The following is a 20,366-nucleotide window of genomic DNA, read 5'->3' on the forward strand; positions in this document are numbered from 1 at the left end:
ATGCGTACGTCTTTGATCATCCCGACCCGTAACGCCTCCAGCCACCTGGCACGCCTGCTGCCGGCGCTGGAGATGCAAACCCTGCAACCTGACGAGTTGCTGGTGGTGGACAGCGCGTCCAGCGACGACACCGTGGCGCGCTTTCGCGCGTTCGGTGCACGGGTTGAGGTGATCGACGCGCGTGATTTCAACCATGGCGGTACGCGGCGCTGGGCCAGTGAACAGGTGGGCGGTGAGGCGCTGATCGTGATGACCCAGGACGCGATCCCCGCCACCCCCGAGACCTTCGCCAACCTGCTCGCCGAATTGCAGCAGGACCCGCTCAATGGCGTGGCCTACGGGCGCCAGCTGCCTCACCCCGATGCCGGTGTGTTGGGCGCGCAATCGCGGCACTTCAACTACCCGGAACAGAGCCGCAGCAAAAGCCTGGCCGATGCAGCGGAATTAGGGATCAAGACCTGCTTCAGTTCCGACTCGTTTTCCGTGTACCGGCGCATCGTGCTGGAGGCGGTGGGCGGTTTCCCGGCAGACGTGATCGGCAGCGAAGACGCCTTCGTGGCTGCACGCATGCTGCTCGAAGGCTACAAGGTGCGCTATGCCGCCACGGCACTGGTGCACCACTCCCACGATTACAAACTCATGGATGAGTTTCACCGCTACTTCGACATTGGCGTGTTCTACGGCCGCGAGCCGTGGATCAAGCAGGCCTTTGGCGATGCGGGTGGCGAAGGCAAGCGCTATGTGCTGGCTGAACTCAGGGCCTTGCGCAAGGCCCGCGCCTTGCACCGCATTCCCGAAGTGCTGGTGCGCAGTGCGTTCAAATTGCTCGGCTACCGGCTGGGCCATCTGGAGCGCCGTCTCCCCCTCTCCCTCAAGCGGCGCATCAGCATGTTTCCCGGTTATTGGAGGTGAGCATCATGACCTACAGGAAGTCCCCCTTGATGAAACGAACCCTGCTCGTGCTAGCCCTGCTGACTGCGGCAGGCTGTAACACGCCTGCGCGCATTGTGCCGCCGGACGGCAAGACCGTCGAAGAAGGCAAGCGCGCCCTCGAGCAGCTTGCACAGCTACCGCCGGCGATGGAACGTATCCGCATAGGCGACCAGCTGCGCATCGTGCGCGACGCCGGTGAGATGCCGACGCTGTCAGCGTTCAACGTCAGCACCATCTATGAGCTGACGCTGTACACGGTGCAGACCGACGGCAAGATCAACTACCCGTTCCTGGGGCCGATCCAAGTGGCCGGGCGCCAGCCTTCGGAATTGGCCACGGAGCTGACCACCAAGCTCTCGCCGATCTACCGCGAACCGCGCGTGACCGTAAACATCAACCAGGCACCGGCCAGCTCGATCATCGTCGGCGGCGCGGTGAACAACCCGACGGCAGTGCAGATTGCCACGGCCAACACCCTTGAGCAGGCAATCATCGGTGCCGGCGGGGTCAGCCCGGCGGGCAATGCCAGCATGGTCGCTCTGCTGCGTGAAGACGCACTGGGTGCCTATCGCGCCTACTTCCTGGACTTCAGCCAACTGCTCAAGACCGGCCCCAACGGGCGCAAGCCTGTGCGCCTGCAACGCGGCGATGTGGTGTTCGTGCCCAAATCCAACGTGGGCGAGCGCATCCAAGGGGTGGATACCTACCTGAACCAACTGATCCCCTTCACCAAGTCCATTGGGGTTGGCTACAACTACACACGAACCAGCAGCGGCAGTAACTAAAGGAGCGACATCCCTATGATCGAGATCCGTTCTTTTCGTGATCTTCTGCGTCTGTTCTTCATTTTCCGTCGCGAGTTCAAACTGGCGGCGATTGCCGCGCTGGTGATCATCCTGCTGGGGGCTTTCTTGCTGCCGGCCAAGTACGAATCCACTGCGCGCCTGCTGGTCAAGCCTGGGCGGGATTCGACCTTGCCCATCGAGATCAGCAACCGCCAGGCGCTGGTGATGCCCAGCACGCAGCGTGACCCGATTGTCGACGAGGAGCGCCTGCTCACCGGTCGCCCGATCGTGCGCGCGGTGGCGGAGCACTACCTGGAAGTGATCGACAACGCGCCACCGCCGGAAGGCTTCTGGAAGCGCACCAAGTACTACGTCAAGCGCGGCGTGGGTGCGGTATTCGATGGCCTGCGCGTGGTGCTGGAAACCGTTGGCGTGGTCGAAAAGACTACCCCGGTTGAACGCCTGGCTGCCAGTCTGGAGAAGAACTTTGAAGTGGGCCACGCCGCCGGCTCGACGGTGATGGATATCAGCTTCAAGTGGGGCGACCCGGAGATCGCCCAGGCGGTGGTCAAGGATTGGGTCGAAACCTATATCAACGAACGCACCCAGGCCCTGGGGCGCAAGAGCCTGTACGCCTTTTATGAAGGCCAGGCGGCCAACAGCGCGACCGAGATCAAGAGCTACAAGCAACAGATCCTCACGCACCTCAACGAGATCGGCGCGGCGAGCATCACCGACCGCCTGGAAGACTTGTCCGAGCGCATCAACGTGCTGCGCGGCGAGACCTTCAACACTACGCGGCTGATCGCCTCGTCCGACAGCGCAATCCAGAGCACACGCAATCAACTCAAAGGCCAGCCGAAGGAAGTCACCACGGTGCGCCAGATCGCTCTGAACCCGCAGCAGCAGGACTTGCGTCGCCTGCTTAACCAGAAGCTGCTGGAAAAGGCCGACATGATGCGCACGTACATGGACAATGCGCCGCCGGTCAAAGCCCTGGACGCGTCGATTCGTGCGATGCAGGTCCAGGTCGCCAGCGAGAGCAACACCGTTCAAGCCTCGGAAAACCGTGCGCCGAACACCCTGGAAATCCACTTGCAGCGCGTGCTGCTGGATGAAACCAGTAACAACCTGGCGCTGCGCACGCAGCTGGTTCAACAGCAGAAACAATTGGTGAACCTGGAAGCGCAGCGCAAGCAAGCCCTGGAGATAGAACCGGAGCTGGCCCGCCTCTCCCGAGAGCTGAACACCACCGAGCGCAATTACGCGCTGTACGTGGATAACCTGGAAAAATCGCGCATCGACCGTGAGCTGGACAACAGCCAGATCAGCAACATTGCCGTGATCGAAGCAGCAACCCTGAACCCAGGCCGCATCTTCCCGAAAACCCTGGTGATGCTAGTCCTGGCGATCCCGTTTGCGATCGTCGTCGGCTTGCTGGTGATCTACCTGTGCTACCTGCTCGACCAGCGTATTCACGACGGTGGCCTGGTGGAGCGCAAGTTCGGCCTGCCGCTGTGGACCACCCTGCCCGAGCTGGACACCACCACCGCGCAAAGCGCTAACGCGTTCAATGCGAGCATCTACCGGCTATACAGTTTGCTGCAGCCCGACCGTATCGCCGAGAAGGGCCTGACACTCGGGCTGACCTCAGCGCGTCACGGCGAGGGGGTGACCTTTGTGGTCGAACAACTGCGCCAGTTGCTGGCCGAAAACGGCATCGATGTGCGGGTCGGCGGGCTTGAAGTGGCGGCGCCCGGCGAGGTGGTGCTGCTGGATGCCTCGGCGTTGCTGGCTAACCGCGATGCGTTTGTGACCCTGCGCTGCGCCGACCTGATCGCGCTGGTGGTGGAGGCGCGCAAAAGTACCGTCCCGGTGGTGGAGCATGCGCTGTCGATTCTCAACACGGCGTTCGGCAAGGTGGACGGCATCATCATCAACCGGCGCAAGTTCGAAGTGCCGAGCAAGGTGCTGCAGACCATTGGCAAATACCGGGGAGCGTTCTGATGCGTATCGCCCTGCTCGCGCCCTTGCCGCCGGAAAAAAACGGCATCGCCGACTACGCGAACCATTTCCGTACGGCGCTGGAACAACTCGGTGTGACGGTGCTGACGCCGTTGGCCGGGGTGGCGGGCAACTCCAAAGCGATAGAGCAGGCCATCGCCGGCTTCGATTGGCAAACCGTCGACTTGGTGCACGCCGAGCTGGGCGGCGGGCGGCTGGGGGAGTTCCTGGCCCTGCGCGAGCTGCGCAAGGCTTACCCGCAACTGCCCCTGACCGCCACCGTGCATGACCCGGAACGCATGGTGTGGCGGCGTGAGCATCTGCCGTTCCCTTTGAGCCTGCTGGAGCGTTTGCCCAGCCCGTTGCCCCAAGCGGCCGTGGTGCTGGCCGACCCGCTGACGTTGCGCGAAGAACGCCAGGTCGCCAAAGGGTTGACCCGGCTGGTGACCCTCACCCGCCTGGGCGCCAAGTGCTTGAGCCAGCGCATGCAATTGCCCGCCGCCAAAGTGGCGGTGATCAACCATGCCAACCTGGCGATTACACCGGCACCGCTGCCATCGCTGGACACGCTGCACCTGCTGTACTTCGGCTTCATCTACCGCGGCAAAGGCATCGAAGACCTGGTGCAGGCCCTGGCGGATGTGTTCAAACACGCCCCCGAATTACGCGATCGCGTGCGCCTGACCCTGGCCGGCGGCACTGCCCCGGAGATGGCATTTGGCGCGGGCGGTAATTACCTGGCGCAACTGAACGCGCAGATCGCGTCACTGGGCCTGACCGCGTCCATCGACTGGCGGCTGAACCTGCCCGCCGATGAAATTGCCCAGACCATCCAGGCCCACCATGCGATGGTGCTGCCGTACCGCGAATCGAAAAAACTCGGCCTGCTCGGGCGCCAGCGCGGCACCAGTGGGGCGTTGTCCTGGGCGACCGCCTGCGGGCGCGGCGCGATCACCTCCGATGCGCGCGCGTTTGCCGAGGAAGTCGCCAGTGGCAACGGCGCCATTTACCCAGAGGGTGATGTGGCTGCCCTCGGCGAACAACTGTTGCGCCTGGCACGCACGCCGCTGCTGGCGCGGGATTGGGCCGAGCGCGCCGGGGAAATTGGTCGCGAACGGTTGTGGCCGTTGACGGCGCAGAAATTTGTCACGCTGTTTGGCGAGGCCATCGTCGGAGCCCGCCATGTCGCGTAAACGCACTTACCTGGCCACCTTGGCGGTGGTCGCCGCCCTGGGCCTCAGCGCGTTTTTGTGGGGGCGCCAGGCCGATGCGGAGAACACTGTGCTCAAGGGCAGCAAGGTCGTGGTGTGGAAGGATTTCCTGGGGGTGAACGCGCAATTCCTGTGGTTCAGCCCTGTGCGTTACCAGATGCAGATCGACCGCCTAAAGGCCCTGGGCCTGGAATGGGTGCGCCTGGATCTGCACTGGGATCAGCTTGAACCTGCCGAGAACCAGTACCAGGTCGCAACCCTGGATCAGTTGGTCGGCAAGTTGCAGGACAACCAGCTCAAGTCGGTGTTCTACCTGGTCGGCTCGGCGCCCTTCGCTACGACCGCGCCAGCCGGTGCGCCGTATCAGGATCAGTACCCGCCCAAGGATCCGAATGTGTTCGCCAACCGCATGGCGCTGTTGGCCCAGCGTTATCCCAGTGTGGATGCCTGGCAGGTGTGGAATGAGCCGAACCTGCTGGGCTTCTGGCGCCCGGTAGCGGACCCGGCCGGTTATGCCGCCCTTTTGACGACCACCGCCAATGCCTTGCGCACCGTGAACCCGAACACACCGGTGGTGGCCGCTGGTATGGCGTTCTTCAGTGAAATGCCTAATGGGCAGACCATGCTCGCGGCCCTCGGTGCGCTGGGTGTAGCCAGCTTGAACACGGTAATTTCCTACCACCCCTACACCCAACTGCCTGAAGGCAACGATCCGGCGAACCTGGACTTCATCGCCAAAACCACACAACTCAACCAGGCCCTGCGCAACGGCGGTGTACAAACCCTGTGGAGCACCGAGTGGGGCTGGTCGACTTACCCCGGGCCAAAAGACGCCCAGGACATCATCACGCTACAAGCCCAGGCCGATTACATCGTGCGGCGCGTGGCGCTGATGAGCGCGATGGATTACGACAAAATCTTCCTGTTCACCCTCAGCGACCTCGACCAGCGCGCCAGCGTGCGCGACCAGTCGTATGGCCTGCTCGATATCGACGCCAACCCCAAGCCCGCCTACACCGCGCTGAAAAACTTCCTCGACGTCAGCGGGCCGCAACTCACGCCGGGCGATCCACCGGTTGCCGACCAGTTGCCCGGCGGTTTGTTCAGCATCGGCTGGACCCGTGCGGACGGGCGCAAGTTATGGTTTTTCTGGTCTGCCCAGGGCGGCAACGCGCATTTGCCGGGCCTGGCCAGCGCCACCCTGTACGACCCGTTGCGCGGCACCCAGACCCCGGTGAGCGGCACCAATGGCCTGACTGTACCGGTCAAGTCGAACCTGCAAATTCTGCTATGGGATTGAGGCCTGCGATGCGTATTTTATGGATCCTGCCCTACTCACCCTGGCCCGCCACCAGCGGCGGCAAGACGCGCCAGTTTCACCTGCTGCGCAGCCTGGCAGCGCGCGGGCATCGGATCACCTTGCTGCTGCATGACAAGCACCCGGTGTCGCTCACAGACCGCCAAGTGCTGGAAGCATTTCTCGAACAACTGATCATCCTGCCGCGCCGCCCACTGCGCAGTGTGAAGACCCTCGTGGCCGGGCTGTTTGCACCCTACCCGCTGCTGGCCAGTGTGAATGGCCTGTCGAATGAACTGCAGGAAACCTTCCACTGGTTGCTGGGTGACCATTGGGACGTGGTGCAGATTGAGCACAGCTACAGCTTCCAGCCTTACGAGGACGCGCTGGCGCGTAAATCCCAGCCGTTCGTGCTGACCGAACACAATGTCGAGTCGGCCCTGGGCGCGGCCACCTATGACCGCTTGCCGGGCTGGGCGCTGCCCTTCATTCGCTACGATCAATGGCGCTACACGCGCTGGGAACGTCGTGTGATGCGCCAGGCCACGCAGGTAGTGGCGGTGACTGACAGCGACGCACAGACCCTGACGAAGATCGCCGGCAAACCGGTGTCGGTGGTGGTCAATGGCGTGGATTGCGATCACTTCGCGGTGGCCCATCCCGACCCATCGGCACGCCGCGTGCTGTTCCTGGGCAATTACGAATACGCCCCCAATGTGGACGCTATCGAGTGGGCGCTGGATGAGATCCTGCCCAAGGTCTGGGAACGCTGCCCGCAGGCACGCATGAGCGTGTGTGGTTTCGGCATGCCAGCCAGCTGGCGCGAGCGCTGGCAGGACCCACGCATTGAGTGGCAAGGTTTTGTGCCCAACCTGATAGACCTGCAATCGAGTTGCTCGGTTTTTCTTGCGCCGTTGCGCCATGGTGGCGGTTCCAAACTCAAGGTGCTTGAAGCCTTGGCCGCCGGCCTGCCGCTGGCGAGTACCGAGCAAGGTGTCTCGGGGCTCGACCTGGTAGAAGGCCTGGACTACCTAGGCGGCCAAACCGCCGCGAGCCTGGCAGACGCCGTGGTGCGCCTGCTGCAGTTCCCCGACGCCGCCGGGCCCATGGGTGAAGCGGGCCGCGCGTATGTGCGTCGCGCCCATGACTGGAGCGTCGCCGCCAGCCAGCTGGAGCAGGTGTACGCGAGCCTTTCGCCGTTGAATCAAAAGGAGCCCGCATGCGTGTAGGCCTGGATTACCGCACCGTCGGCACTTCGCCGCAATCGGGCATCAGCCGCCAGGTGTACGCGCTGGAAAGCGCCCTGCACAGCCTGCCGGGCATTGAGCTTGAGCGGTTTACCGTGGCGCCCCTGGGCGATGAAACCCGGTTGCAGGCCCACTGCCCAGCCTGGGGCTGCGCGAAGACCGCCATGCACCAGCCGCAGAATCGCCTGCGTTTCGAGGCCGGTTTTCTACCGCGCGCGTTGCGTGAGCAGCCTATCGATCTGTACATCAGCACCTTTAACATGGGCCTGCCGTTGCCGCCCAAGCCGAAAGGATTGCGTACCGTGGTGCTGCTGCATGACCTGTTTCAGATCACCTTGGACAACTACCACGCCAACCGTTTGAAGGCGCTGATCTACAAGACCAGCGATCGCCTGTCGATTGCCTACGCGGTGCACAGCGCCGACCGGGTGTGGACGCCGTCGCAGTACAGCGCCGACGAAACCGCGCGGTTGTTTCCCAAGTCGGCGGGCAAGATTCGCGTGCTGCCCAACCAGGTCGACGGTTTTTCCGAACTGGCGGCGGACCTCAGCGCCCGCCAACTCCCCGAGCGCTACTGGCTGCTGGTGGGCACCCGCGAGCTGCGCAAAAACGTGCCATTTCTGGTGGAGGCCTGGCAGAAAGCGCGACGCCAATCCCCTGCCGTGCCGGATTTGGTGCTGGTGGGCAGCCTCGACCATTTGCCCGAAGCCCAGCGTGACCTACCGGGTATTCGTGCGCTGAGTGGCGTGTCGGATGCCGAATTGCACGCGCTGTACCGCCGGGCATTACGCTTGTGGCAACCTTCGTATGCCGAGGGCTTTGGTCTGCCTGTGATCGAAGCCCTGAGCGTGGGCACCCCGGTGGCGGTGGCCAGCGGTACGTCGCTGGATGAAATCACCCCGCCGTCGGCACCGCGCTTCTCGCCCACCGATGGCCCGGCGCTGACGCAGTTGATGGTCAGCCTGGGCGAGCGCGCCAATGAGGAATCGCCCGAGCAACGGCGCCAGTGGGCGGAGCGCTTCAACCATCACGCCTATCGCCGGCGCCTGGGCGAACTGATTGAGGAGCTGAAGTGAACATAAATTTGCCCAGCCTCTTCGCAATCCTGTTCGGCCTGCTGTTTGGCGCCCTCGCACTGCTGCTGTCACCGGCCAAGGCGTTCCTCGCCGTGATCGGCCTGGCTGGGGCCGTGACCATCCTGCGCTTTCCGTTCTGGGGCTTGTTGCTGTTTGCCCTGATCGCCACGTTCATGCCGTACTCCACAGTCAACCTGGGTATTCGCAGTACGGTCAGCGAAGCCATCCTGGCGCTGACATGGGGCGCGGTGCTGTGGCACAACTTCCTGGCGCGCCTGCCCGACACACCGAGCCTCTCCCGCCGGCCTACCGACCAGATGCTGCTGTGGCTGATGCTGTTCAGTGTGTTCCCGTTTATCGTCGGCCAAGTCACCATCCACGCCGACACCAGCGGCGTGGCCAACTGGTTGCGCTGGTTGTTGAACCTGTCGGCGGTATTCCTCTGCGCTAAATTGCTGGTGGATCACAAGCGCCGCGAATCGCTGGTAATCGCCCTGCTGCTGGGCAGCCTGGCGATGCTGGTGCTGTCGATTGCAGTGTTTGTGCGCACGCGATCCGCGGCCGGCATTGCGCCGATCCTGGGGCTGTTCAACTACGCCAACTTCGACATGTTGAAGTTCGGCCTGGAGGCCATGTCTTCGCGCATGGGCTCGCCGTGGATGCACCCGAATGCCATCGGCGGGATCATGGCGTTGCTGCTGCCCCTGGCCTTCTGTTTCGGCATGACCGAGCAAGGCTGGAAGCGCGCGCTTGGCCTGAGCGTGGCGTGCCTGGGCGCGGCGGCGCTGCTGTTGGCCAGCAGCCGCGGCGCGATGGTCAGCCTGGCATTGGTGCTGATGTGGATGGCCACGCGCCGTGTGCCCTACACCGGCCGCCTGCTGATGATCGGTGCGGCGCTGACGGTGGCGTTGGTGATGGCTTATCCACCATTGCAGGAGCGCCTGGCGACGATCTTTTCGTCGGATAACGCCAGTACCGAAGTGCGCTTCGACGAGTACCGCATGTTCCCGCAGGCGGTGGGGGCATACCCGTTCGGTATTGGCTTCAAGGTGGATCCACCGGTACCGGGCACTCAGTTGCTGGGCATCTCGAACCTGTGGCTGAACTTCGTCTACAAGACCGGCATCGTCGGCATGCTGTTTTTTGTGGCGGTGACGGTGCGCTGGTGGCGTGAAGCGCGCCCGGACAGCGGCCCGATCCGTCTGACGAAAGACAACGCGCTATGGCTGGGCACCACCGCCGGGATTCTCTCGGCGCTGGTCAGCGGCCTGTTCGACCACTACTTCAGCTTTGCGGTGGTGATGGTCGCGCTGCTCTGGCTGATGGTGGGGATCAATGTGCTGGAGGCCCGCCGACTGTTTCCGGCGCGCCTGCCACAGGCAAAAAGCGTGGCGTTGCGCAAACCGTTGATTGATGGTGCGCAACCCTGATGCTGGGCTCCGCGGTCTGGCTGACCCTGGCGACGCTGCTGGGCTTGTGCCTGGGCTTCGCCCGCGAATGGTTGCTGGTGGCGGCCTGGGGTGCGGGTGAGCGCAGTGATGCGTTCCTGATCGCGCTGTTTTTGCCGGAGGCGCTGCGCATGTCTCTGGCTGGCGGTGTGCTGAGCGCCGCTGCGCTGCCGCTTTATCTCGCGCGCAAAGACGACGAGCGGCTGGGCTGGTTGGCGGTGTTGTTTCCGACGTTGCTGCTGATCGCGCTGGTCATCAGCCTGCTGCTGACGCTGTTGGCGCCGTGGTTGGTGCAACTGCTTGGGCCGGGCTTGGCGGCCAGTGCGACGGCGTTGGCGAGCGGCAACTTGCAGATTGTCGCGTGGTGCATGCCGGGGCTGATGCTGCATGCACTGTTCAGTATTCCGTTGCAGGCCAGCGAGCGTTTTGTGCTGGCAGGCTTGGGCTCATTGTTGTTCAACCTGCCGCCGGTGACCTACCTCGCGTTCGCGGGTACCGCCACCCAACCGCACTCCCTGGCACTGGCGTGCCTGGCCGGCAGCCTGTTGATGCCGTTGGCGCTGCTGCCGTCGATGTGGCGTCAGGGTTGGCGGCCATGGCATTGGCAATTGTCGTTGGCGCCACTACGGGAGCTGAGCCAGCGCATCGGTCCACTGTTGTTAAGCAATGGCGCGAGCCAGGGCCTGGCGCTGATCGAGCGGCTGGTGGCGTCGTTGCTGGGGGAAGGCGCGGTGACCTGGGTCAACCTGGCGCGCAAGCTGATGAACCTGCCGCTGATTGCGCTAATGAGCCTCAACCAAGTGCTGCTGGGCATGATGAGCCGTCGCCAGGGCGATGAACGCCTGGCCCTGCTCAAGCGCGGCCTGGAAACCGCCAGCGTGCTGACCCTGCCCGCTGGCGTTGGCCTGGTGGTGGCGGCACCGAGCCTGGTGGCGTTGCTGCTGCCCAAGCAATCGGTGGACTCGCCGTTGCCACTGTTGCTGGCTTGGTTTGCTGTGCCACTGGTGTTCGGCGCCTGGAACGCCTTGCTCGCGCGCTATGCCTATGCCGCTGGCGATACACGTCAGCCACTGCGCTGCGAATTGCTCGGTAGCCTGGTCAATGTGCTGCTGCTCGGCGCCCTGCCTTTTATGTTCGGCCTGGCCGGCATTCCTCTGGCTGCGCTGGCCGGGGTGATCTGCACCGCGTTACTGCTTATGCAGCGCCAAGCCTTGCTTGGCGCCCTGCCCTGGGCCCGGCATTGGCTGCTCAGTGCAGTGCTGATGGGCGTGGTGGCGCTGGCGCTGTTTCGGGTTGAAGGCGTGTGGCTGCAACTGGGGCTGGGCACCCTGACCGGCGCGGTGGTGTTGCTCGGGATGGGGCTGTGGCTGAAGCCGTGGCGTAAGGCATGAACGATCAATCGGGACAACTCAGATGAAACATCGCTGGATTCAAATGGATATTGCCAAGGGTATCGGCATCCTGGTGATCGTATTTGCCCACAGCTGGTTCGTCGCCACCTCGCCGGACTTGCTGTACCCGGTACTGGCGTCGTTTATCTTGCCGTTGTTCTTCTTTTTGTCGGGGGTGTTCTTCAAGCCTGAACAACCGTTCGTGGAGATGGCGGTGCGCAAGGCCGATGGCCTGCTCAAGCCGTTTCTCTTCACGATGCTCACCTACGTGGTCGTGCGCAGCATTCTGCGCGGCCAGCCGCTGCTACCGGATGTGGGTGGCGTGCTGTATGCCTCGGTGGACACCCTCCCGTGGCAGGCGCTGTGGTTTCTGCCGCACTTCTGGGTGGCGATCCTGTTCAGTTGGGTGATGCTGCGGTTGATCCAGCGCTTGAAGCTGTCGCTGTGGTTGAGCCTCGCGCTGGTGGCACTGCAATTGATCCTAGGCGCCTGGATGCTGCCGTGGTTCTGGCAACTGCCGGTCACCTTCGGCGAGCATACGTGGGTGCTGCCAGGCCTGCCGTTCAGCCTGGATATCACGCTGATCAGCAGCACTTACTTCATTGTCGGCTACCTGTTGCGCGATTGGTTGCGCCGGCACTCGGGTTCCTGGCTGACGCTGTTGATCTCGATCGCGCTGTTCGCCCTGGTGTTCACCTTCACCTGGGACACCATGGACCTGGCACAGCGTCGCTACGACCATTGGTTCTGGACCACACTGCCGGCCGCGATCGGCGTTTATGCCTGCTGGGCGCTGGCGCGGGTGCTGATGGTCTCGGCCTGGGTCACCCGGGCCATGACCTACATCGGCCAGAACACCTTGATCCTGCTGATCTTCCACGGCGAGATCCAGCACAAGTCCTTCGACCTGATGGAGCGCTTGGGGCTGCCTGCACTGCCGGCGGCGTGCGTGGGGTTTGTGGTGGCGGTGGTGGTGCCGTTATTGATCGGGGAAGTGATCAAGCGGGTGGCGTTTTTGCGGTTTTTCTACTTTCCGTTTCCAGTGCGTAAGGCGACCGGGGAGAAGGCGGCAACGTAAGGAACACTTGAAGATGCGCAGCATTGGTATCTACACATCTCGAGAGCAACCTGTGTGAGCGGGCTTGCCCCGCCCATTACTACAGGTTTGTGCAGATACTTATAGCCATCGCGGGCAAGACGGACGACGGACGCCCACAAAGGGTTATGTATATCAGTCGTCGAGTTGTTGCGAAGCTGGCTTACTGCCGTGCTTGGCCGGTTTGGCACCCTTGGCCGGCGCAGCAGCGGGTGCTGCTGGTTCAGGCTCTGCGGCCGCGGCCGCTTCTTTTTCTGCCATCGGCATTTGGTCGATAGCCGCGAAAAACTCCTTCAAGTCGAGGGTATCCGGTGGCACGGTCTTCTCGACTTTCTTCTCACCGTCCTTGCCCACCAGGATCACTTTAGTGCCACTGCCGGCGCCCAGTTTGAGGGCACGAATCAGCGCGTTGGTTTCGGGCGGCGTGAGCTTTTTGTTGTCCTTTGGGTCCTTGGCGAACTTCTCCCCTTCGGCACCGATGCTGCCGAATTTCACGGTGTAGAACACCATGCTGCGCTCTTCAAAGGACTGCTTGGTCGCAGGCTCGTCCAACTGTTTCTTTAGGGTCGCCAAGGTGTCGTTGCCAGCATCAAGCTCCACCACCACCAGCGGCCGGGCTTTACCCAAGTCCTGCTTGAGCGGGTTGATATCATCAGCAGCCAACAGCGGCCCCGTTAAAGCCATCAAGGTAGCCAGGGTCAGCGACCGGATGAGCATGCGCACCTCCTTTGAATTCCATGCAGGGTTCTTGAGTTTCATGTCTGCGACAGTCAAATTCAAGGATGATTCCTACATCACTTTAATAAAGCGTAGGTCAGGACGCCCGCTACGCAAGGGTTTGGTGGGTTCAACTGTCATTGTTTCCACTGATTGCGGAAACTTCATGAGACCTTCCACTCCGGCCAATGCCTCGCCAATACGGGGGCAACGATGGGGTCGGCATCCACTTGCGCCAGACTCTGGGCAAAGCTCGGCGCCAGCCCGTTCAATGCGTCCCGTGCCTCGTCCCAGCGCGACACCGCTGCGGCCATCAAGCCCAGTGCATTCGGCGTGTGGTTCGGGCCAAACAAATGCCCGGCAAACTGATCGGCAAATATCACCCAGGCCTGGTGCAGGTAGCGCCGGGTGCCCGTAACAAGCTGCGCCTGCACCGTTTCGTTGACGTCGCCGATCCAGCGTTGCGGGTAATCGATAATGCCGATCGCCGAATAGCAATTGGCCGCGATATACACCAAGCCGCGAATGATCTGCGCACGGTTGCCGGCCAGCAGGTCGGAGCCGGGAAACTCCAGGCCCAGATGGATCAGGATCGCTGCGCTTTCCGTCAGCACTTGGCCGTCGGGGGTGACCAGGCTGGGCACCTGTTTGAGCGGGTTGATACGGGCCAGCTCCGCACTGCCCTCACCTTCCGCCCAGGAGGCCGCGTCTACCCTTCGCCACGGCACCGCACATCGTTGCAGGGCGATTTCAATCATGCAGGAACCGGATTCGTCGATGCCGTAGAGCGTGTACATGGGCCTGTCCTCCTAGCGGTGCCTGCGCCCAAGAGTGCAAGTAACCACGGAGTCGAATCAAGTGTTTTAAAACAAGCCCATTTGCCCGCCGACCAGCGTGCTGAAATCGTCATTCACAAACGGCAGGATAGCGTCGGCCACCGGCTGCAATTGCCGGGTGACGTAGTGGTCGTAGTCGATGGGTGCTTGCCGCACTTCGAGGGGTTCCGGGCCGTTGACGCTGATCACGTAGCTGATCCAGCCACCGCGCTGGTATTGACGGGGGCGGTTCAGGCGGTCGTTGTATTCGTCCGCCAGGCGCGCAGCACGCACATGCGGCGGCACGTTGCGCTCGTAATCGTCCAGCCGTCGGCGCAGGCGTTTGCGGTAGATCAGCAACTCATCGAATTCGCCGCTCAGGGTACGGCGCACGTAGTCGCGTATGTAGTCCTGGTGGGGCTGGCGATGGAAGATGCGCTGGTACAGCTCCTGCTGGAATCGGCGGGCCAGGGGCGACCAGTCGCTGCGCACGATTTCCAGGCCTTTGTAGACCATTTCTTCGCTGCCATCGCTACGCACGACAAGGCCGGCGTAGCGCTTCTTGCTGCCCTCCTCCGCGCCACGAATGGTCGGCATGAGGAAGCGCGTGAAGTGGGTTTCGTATTGCAGTTCCAGGGCGCTTTGCAGGCCGAACGCCGTTAGCAGGCGCTCGCGCCACCAGTCGTTGACGTGTTGCACCAACGCCCGTCCAATGCGGCTGGCCTCTTCCTGGGAATGCGCGCTGCCGAGCCAGACGAAGGTGGAGTCGGTGTCGCCGTAGATCACCTCATAGCCTTGGGCTTCGACCAGTTCGCGGGTCTGGCGCATGATCTGGTGACCGCGCAGGGTGATTGACGAAGCGAGCCGTGTATCGAAGAAACGGCAGCCGCTGGAACCGAGTACGCCGTAGAAGGCGTTCATGATGATTTTCAGGGCCTGGGACAGCGGCGCATTGTGTTCGCGCTTGGCCACTTCGCGGCCTTCGGAGACCCGCGCGACGATTGAGGGCAGGCAGTGCCGGGTGCGGGAAAAACGCGCGCCGCGAAAGCCTTCCACCGACGCACTGTCATCGGGGTACTTGAGGCCTTCGATCAGGCCCACCGGGTCGATCAGGAAACTGCGGATGATCGACGGGTAGAGGCTTTTGTAATCGAGTACCAGCACCGATTCGTAGAGACCGGGGCGCGAGTCCATGACAAACCCGCCGGGGCTGGCCTGGGGCGGTTTGTCGCCCAGGTTTGGCGCGACAAAGCCCTGGCGGTGCATCAACGGCATGTACAAATGGGTGAACGCGGCGACAGAGCCACCGTTGCGGTCAGCCGGCAACCCGGTGACGCTGGCGCGCTCCAACAAGAACTTGAGCAGCTCAGTCTTCTTGAAAATCCGCGTGACCAGCTCGCAGTCCTTGAGGTTGTAGCGTGCCAGGGCGGGCTTGTCCTCGGCGAACATGCGGTTGATTTCGTCCATGCGCTGGTACGGCGTGGAGATGTCCTTGCCCTCGCCCAACAGGGTTTGCGCGACGTTTTCCAGGCTGAAGGATTCGAAGCTCCAGGTGGCCGAGCGCAGGGCCTCGATGCCATCGATGATCAGCCGCCCCGCCGCCGCCGCGAAGTAGTGATTACGGCTACCGTGTTCGCGCCAGGCCATCGGTTCTTCGCCACGCCCAAGCATCAGCGGCACGTTGAGGCGCTGGGCGTGTTCGTGGAGGACACGCAGGTCGAACTGCACCACGTTCCAACCGATGATCGCATCGGGGTCGTGCTGGGCAAGCCATTGGTTGAGTCGTTCGAGCAATTGCGCGCGGGTGTCGCAGTAGTCGAGCTTGAAGTCCACTGCGTCGATGTTGTTCGGCGGGCCGAGCATGTACACCTGGCGTTCGCCACAGCCTTCGAGAGCGATGGAATAGAGATCGCCCTGGGCGGTAGTCTCGATGTCGAGGGACACCAGTTTCAGCGGCGGGCGGTAGTCGGGCGCGGGTTTCATCTGCGCGTCGCAGAGCACGCCGTTTGCGTCGGGAGTGCCACCGAACCACACCGGTGCGGTGATGAAACGCTCCATCATGTAGCGCTCGGGTGGGCGCACGTCACCTTCGTAGACATCCACACCGGCAGCGCGCAGGCGTTTTTCCACGTCCATCGCCTGGCGGTGCTGGCGGGTGTAAAGACCCAGGACCGGGCGGTGATGGAAATCGCACAACTGCAACGGGCGCAATTCGATGTCGCGCTCGCCCTTGAGCAGCCAATCCAGCGGCTTGCGATGGGCTTCGGGGATAAACATTACCGAGGTCTGCACGGGGAGGCGGATAAACCTCGGGCCGTGGTCGGTCGCCAGCCAGAAGCTCACCTCCGTGCCCGCCGGGGTATCACGCCAATGCCGGGTCAGGACAAAACCCTGCTGTAAATCCACCGTAACGCACCTCAGGAATCGCTTTCAGGGCGTGATTCTACTCGGCATCGCACGAGTGCGGCACGTTAACGCTCATGACGGCTGCCCCAACAATCATGATGCTGTTTAGGGCCCAGCCTGGCTCAGATAGGTTTCGATGTTGCTCATCTGTTCGTCCCAGCCACGGGAATTCATTTTGAAGGCTTTTTGCCGCCTCGCCTCAGGCACTGCGTCAAAACCCGATTCGACCACCCGTAGCAGAATGCCCGGAGCACGGTCTTCAATGGTGAACTCCACCAACGTCGGGGTCTCCTGGTCATAGTCGACGCCCTCTTCCACCGCGAACGGATGCCACCAGAAAGAGAACAGTGTTTGCGGCAGGATGCGTTCGATTTTCACCTTCCAGATCACATATTCGTAACCTGGGTAGGTGATAGGCGCTTCAACGGTTTGCCCCGCGACAAACGCCTTGCCCGTGAGTGCAATCCGAAACCATCGGCCGAATTGTTCGGCGTCTGTCAGTGCTTCCCACACCCGTTTACGTGGAGCATTGAGCAGTACTTTTCGTTCTATGCGGTCGAATACGTGCATACGTCACCTCCTGCATTGACAGTAGGCGACATCGACTAATGCGCAACCTTTCGGTCACGCATTGGTGTTGCTACTTACTTCAGAATTTCCATTTGGCGTTGACCATCGCATTGCGCGGATCGCCGTAGGAACCTGAGTTGAATGTGCCCATGCCGTCGTAATATTTCTTGTCGAACAGGTTGTTGACGTTCGCCGTGAGACTCGCGGGAGGTATAGCCGCCGAACACGTTCCAGCCTGCGGCCAATTCACCGGAAATCTCAGTTTCGACACCGCGCGTGGTGGTGCCAGCGATGGCCTGGAGGTAGGCGTGCTCAAGGGCTTTTCGGCGAAAGCTGTATCATCATTCGCTTGGCAATCGTCACCAGAAAGTGCCGGGCCTCCTTCAAGTCAGCGGCCACCGGCTTCGCGCGCTCGGCCAGCAACAAACGGCTAAGGTGTCTTGAGCTAGGTCTGCAGCCTGATGGGAACAACCCAGGCGCGCAGGTAACCAACTGACCAACCAGCGGGGGTGGCCACTGTAGAGTTGGCCAATAGGTTCGTGGGTAGGATGGGGCCCAGCGGACAACGGCATAGTGATATTGCGCACGAATGAGAACGCCTCGCAATTTAGCGCAATGTAGGACTAAGGCAAATGGCTTGTATGACAGTGATGCGCAACGCGGCGGCAAAAGGTAGATTCTCCCCCCTCCCCCTGAGGTGACGCACCATGACTGAACAGCTCCATGGAAGTTGTTTCTGCAAAGCCGTGCAGTATCAGCTAGACAGCTTGGATATGCCCATCAGCCACTGCCATTGTCACAGCTGCCGCAAGGTGCATGCGGCGGCCTTTGTGGCGACGGCCGGCGTGATGCGCGAACACTTTCGCTGGACGCGGGGCGTGGAGCTGCTGGCGTCTTTCGAATCTTCGCCAGGCAAACTCAGGCATTTCTGCTCGCGCTGTGGCTCGCATCTGATGGCAGAGCGTGGGCATCAACCCCATGTCATTGTGCGGGTGGCGACGCTGGATGATGATCCGGGTGTCACGGCCACCGCGCATATCTGGACAGCCCATGACGTGCCCTGGCTTGCCTACCAAGGCGTAGAGCAATGGGACGAATGGCAAGTATGATTTAAACCTTTGGGTCGCCAGGCGCCTTAGCCGGCGTCGCATATTGCGGTTTCAGGTGGCCTTCCTGATTGAGCAACCAGGCATCCATAATCTGACGTACTACCGGCCCCGCGACGCGGCCGCCGGCCTCGCCGTTTTCGATCATCACCGAGATCACGATTTTCGGATGCTCCGCCGGAGCGAAGCCGACGAACAAGGCGTTGTCACGGTGGCGCTCCTGGGTCTTTTCGCGGTTGTAACGCTCACCCTGCTTGATCGCCACCACTTGCGCCGTACCACTCTTGCCGGCAATGCGGTATTGCGCACCTTGTGCCGCCGCGCGTGCAATACCGCGTGGATCGTGCATCACCAGTTGCATGCCGTGGTTGACCTGCTCCCAATCGCGCGGGTCCTTAAGGACCACGTTAGGCATCGGATTTTCATCCACGGGCGGCACGCCGTTGATGGTCTTGGCCAGATGCGGTCGGTTCCACACACCTTTATTGGCGATCAAAGCAGTGGCCTGGGCCAGTTGCAGCGGCGTGACTTGCATATAGCCCTGGCCGATGCCGAGGATCACGGTTTCACCCGGGAACCACGGCTGACGCCGGGTGGCGCGCTTCCAGGCCTGGGATGGCATCAGGCCGGCTGACTCTTCGAACATATCCAGCGACACTTTCTGGCCCAGGCCGAATTCCGCCAAGTAGTCATGCAGGCGGTCAATGCCCAGCTTGTGGGCCAGTTCGTAAAAGTAGGTGTCGTTGGAGCGCATGATGGCGGCGTCCATGTCTACCCAGCCGTCGCCGCTGTGGTTCCAATTGCGGTATTTGTGGTCAAAATCCGGCAGTTGGTAGTAACCGGGGTCGAAGACACGGGTTTGCGCCGTGACGACACCGCTGTCGAGGCCGGCAATGGCGACTTCAGGCTTGATGGTCGAGCCCGGCGCGTAAAGTCCTCTAAGGACGCGGTTGAACAGTGGCCGGTCGATGGAGTCATGCAACGCGGCATATTCCTTGAAGCTGATGCCGGTGACGAACAGGTTTGGGTCGAAACTCGGCTTGCTGACCATGGCCAGCACTTCCCCGGTTTGCGGGTCGAGGGCAACCACCGAGCCACGGCGATTACCGAGGGCTTCTTCCGCCGCTTCCTGAAGGTGCACGTCGAGGCTCAGCACAATGTTTTTGCCCGGGATCGGATCCGTGTGTTTGAGTACGCGAAGTACGCGGCCCTGAGCATTGGTCTCGACTTCTTCATAGCCTACGTGACCATGCAGCTCGGACTCGTAGAAGCGCTCGATACCGGTCTTGCCGATGGATTGCGTACCGCGATACTCCACAGAGTCGAGCGTTTTGGATTCTTTCTCATTGATCCGTCCCACATACCCGATGGAATGGGCAAAGTGGGCGCCCAGAGGATAGTGGCGAACGAATTGCGGTTCTACGTCTACCCCAGGCAGGCGGAATTCGTTCACAGCCAGCAGCGCGATCTGTTCTTCGGTCAGCTCGTAAAACAATGTCACAGGCACGAAGGGGTGGCGTGCTTGTTTGAGCGCCTTGTCGAACACAGCACGGTCTTCGGTGGGCAGGTGCAGCAAACGGATGATGGCGTCCAGCTCACCTTTGAGGTCAGTGGCGCGCTCACGGGTGATGGTCAGGTTGTAGCTGGGGCGGTTGTCGGCAAGCACCACACCATTGCGGTCATAGATCAACCCGCGCGTTGGTGTGATGGGCAACACGTGGACACGGTTGTTTTCAGAAATGGTGGAATGATAGTCGTACTGCACCACCTGCAGAAAATACATACGGCCTACCAAGGCGCAGGTGATGCCAATCACTAACAGTGCGCAGGCGAGCAGGCGCTTGTTAACAAGGCGGTTTTCTTTTTCGTGATCTTTGATCGGTATCGGTTCAGGCATTTCTACAGCATCTCGTTAAAGAAAGTCGACGCCGCGTCCTGCGGATTAAAGATCAATCCCTGTGAAAATGTGCTGCACCATACCAAAAATGCAGAAACACTTTGTATCGTTTTACCCAACGGTATGCTGTATGAGGAATCTTTCATGGAGGCTCGGATTACAGCAAGGGGAACGGTGACAAGCCCTTCCTCCTGAGACTTTTCGACCGCCCAAAACAAAACCCCTGTTTGCGTTAGCAAGCAGGGGTTTCGGAATTTAATCTTGACGATGACCTACTCTCACATGGGGAAACCCCACACTACCATCGGCGATGCATCGTTTCACTACTGAGTTCGGGATGGGATCAGGTGGTTCCAATGCTCTATGG

Annotated in this window: 17 protein-coding genes and 1 rRNA gene; 11 read left to right on the forward strand and 7 right to left on the reverse strand. The window is 61.7% G+C overall.

Annotated elements, in window-relative coordinates:
- The 10 genes from AACY08_RS08340 to AACY08_RS08385 are packed head-to-tail and all read left to right on the forward strand — an operon-like array spanning position 1 to position 12,470.
- On the forward strand, positions 1–912 hold the full coding sequence (locus tag AACY08_RS08340) for a glycosyltransferase family 2 protein (RefSeq protein WP_339469006.1): 912 nt from the start codon (positions 1–3) through the stop codon (positions 910–912).
- A gap of 29 nt (positions 913–941) precedes the next feature.
- Entirely contained in the window at positions 942–1,718 is a 777-nt protein-coding gene (locus tag AACY08_RS08345) for a polysaccharide biosynthesis/export family protein (RefSeq protein ID WP_339469008.1), read from the forward strand.
- Positions 1,719–1,733: 15 nt separating this feature from the next.
- Positions 1,734–3,725 (forward strand): GumC family protein, encoded by a 1,992-nt coding sequence (locus AACY08_RS08350; RefSeq protein ID WP_339469010.1) that lies wholly within the window; start codon positions 1,734–1,736, stop codon positions 3,723–3,725.
- Entirely contained in the window at positions 3,725–4,915 is a 1,191-nt protein-coding gene (locus AACY08_RS08355; RefSeq protein ID WP_339469012.1) for a glycosyltransferase, read from the forward strand. Before AACY08_RS08350 ends, AACY08_RS08355 begins: the two co-directional genes overlap by 1 nt.
- Positions 4,905–6,233 (forward strand): GH39 family glycosyl hydrolase, encoded by a 1,329-nt coding sequence (locus AACY08_RS08360; protein ID WP_339469013.1) that lies wholly within the window; start codon positions 4,905–4,907, stop codon positions 6,231–6,233. The genes AACY08_RS08355 and AACY08_RS08360 overlap by 11 nt, the downstream gene beginning before the upstream one ends.
- An 8-nt stretch (positions 6,234–6,241) precedes the next feature.
- Positions 6,242–7,459: a glycosyltransferase family 4 protein gene (locus tag AACY08_RS08365; protein WP_339469015.1), complete on the forward strand. Its 1,218-nt coding sequence runs from the start codon at positions 6,242–6,244 to the stop codon at positions 7,457–7,459.
- Entirely contained in the window at positions 7,450–8,553 is a 1,104-nt protein-coding gene (locus AACY08_RS08370; protein WP_339421122.1) for a glycosyltransferase family 4 protein, read from the forward strand. Before AACY08_RS08365 ends, AACY08_RS08370 begins: the two co-directional genes overlap by 10 nt.
- A 2-nt stretch (positions 8,554–8,555) precedes the next feature.
- Positions 8,556–9,983, forward strand: a complete 1,428-nt coding sequence (locus AACY08_RS08375) for an O-antigen ligase family protein (protein ID WP_339469035.1) — start codon at positions 8,556–8,558, stop codon at positions 9,981–9,983.
- The gene (murJ, locus tag AACY08_RS08380) at positions 9,983–11,392 is read left to right on the forward strand and encodes a murein biosynthesis integral membrane protein MurJ (RefSeq protein WP_339469017.1); all 1,410 of its coding nucleotides are present in this window, start codon (positions 9,983–9,985) and stop codon (positions 11,390–11,392) included. Before AACY08_RS08375 ends, murJ begins: the two co-directional genes overlap by 1 nt.
- A 22-nt stretch (positions 11,393–11,414) precedes the next feature.
- Entirely contained in the window at positions 11,415–12,470 is a 1,056-nt protein-coding gene (locus tag AACY08_RS08385) for an acyltransferase family protein (RefSeq protein ID WP_339469018.1), read from the forward strand.
- Positions 12,471–12,623: 153 nt separating this feature from the next.
- Here the strand turns inward: AACY08_RS08385 and AACY08_RS08390 are convergent, their stop codons facing one another.
- From AACY08_RS08390 to AACY08_RS08410, 5 genes are all read right to left on the reverse strand, one after another.
- On the reverse strand, positions 12,624–13,205 hold the full coding sequence (locus AACY08_RS08390; protein WP_339469020.1) for a DUF4174 domain-containing protein: 582 nt from the start codon (positions 13,203–13,205) through the stop codon (positions 12,624–12,626).
- 164 nt (positions 13,206–13,369) lie between these two features.
- Positions 13,370–14,002 (reverse strand): glutathione S-transferase, encoded by a 633-nt coding sequence (locus AACY08_RS08395; protein WP_339469021.1) that lies wholly within the window; start codon positions 14,000–14,002, stop codon positions 13,370–13,372.
- 66 nt (positions 14,003–14,068) lie between these two features.
- Positions 14,069–16,426: a DNA polymerase II gene (locus tag AACY08_RS08400; protein WP_339469022.1), complete on the reverse strand. Its 2,358-nt coding sequence runs from the start codon at positions 16,424–16,426 to the stop codon at positions 14,069–14,071.
- Positions 16,427–16,531: 105 nt separating this feature from the next.
- Positions 16,532–16,996: an SRPBCC family protein gene (locus AACY08_RS08405; RefSeq protein WP_339469023.1), complete on the reverse strand. Its 465-nt coding sequence runs from the start codon at positions 16,994–16,996 to the stop codon at positions 16,532–16,534.
- Positions 16,997–17,075: 79 nt separating this feature from the next.
- The gene (locus AACY08_RS08410; protein ID WP_339421130.1) at positions 17,076–17,312 is read right to left on the reverse strand and encodes a hypothetical protein; all 237 of its coding nucleotides are present in this window, start codon (positions 17,310–17,312) and stop codon (positions 17,076–17,078) included.
- 391 nt (positions 17,313–17,703) lie between these two features.
- Between AACY08_RS08410 and AACY08_RS08415 the strand changes: the two genes are divergently transcribed.
- The gene (locus tag AACY08_RS08415) at positions 17,704–18,105 is read left to right on the forward strand and encodes a GFA family protein (protein ID WP_339469025.1); all 402 of its coding nucleotides are present in this window, start codon (positions 17,704–17,706) and stop codon (positions 18,103–18,105) included.
- Between the two features lies 1 nt (position 18,106).
- Here the strand turns inward: AACY08_RS08415 and mrdA are convergent, their stop codons facing one another.
- A complete protein-coding gene (gene mrdA / locus AACY08_RS08420) occupies positions 18,107–19,999 on the reverse strand; it encodes a penicillin-binding protein 2 (protein WP_339469026.1) in 1,893 nt (630 codons plus the stop codon).
- A gap of 259 nt (positions 20,000–20,258) precedes the next feature.
- Positions 20,259–20,366, reverse strand: a 5S ribosomal RNA gene (gene rrf, locus AACY08_RS08425); the annotation flags it as partial.

It is taken from the genome of Pseudomonas sp. EL_65y_Pfl1_R83, assembly GCF_963970695.1.
GTDB classification, from domain to species: domain Bacteria; phylum Pseudomonadota; class Gammaproteobacteria; order Pseudomonadales; family Pseudomonadaceae; genus Aquipseudomonas; species Aquipseudomonas tritici.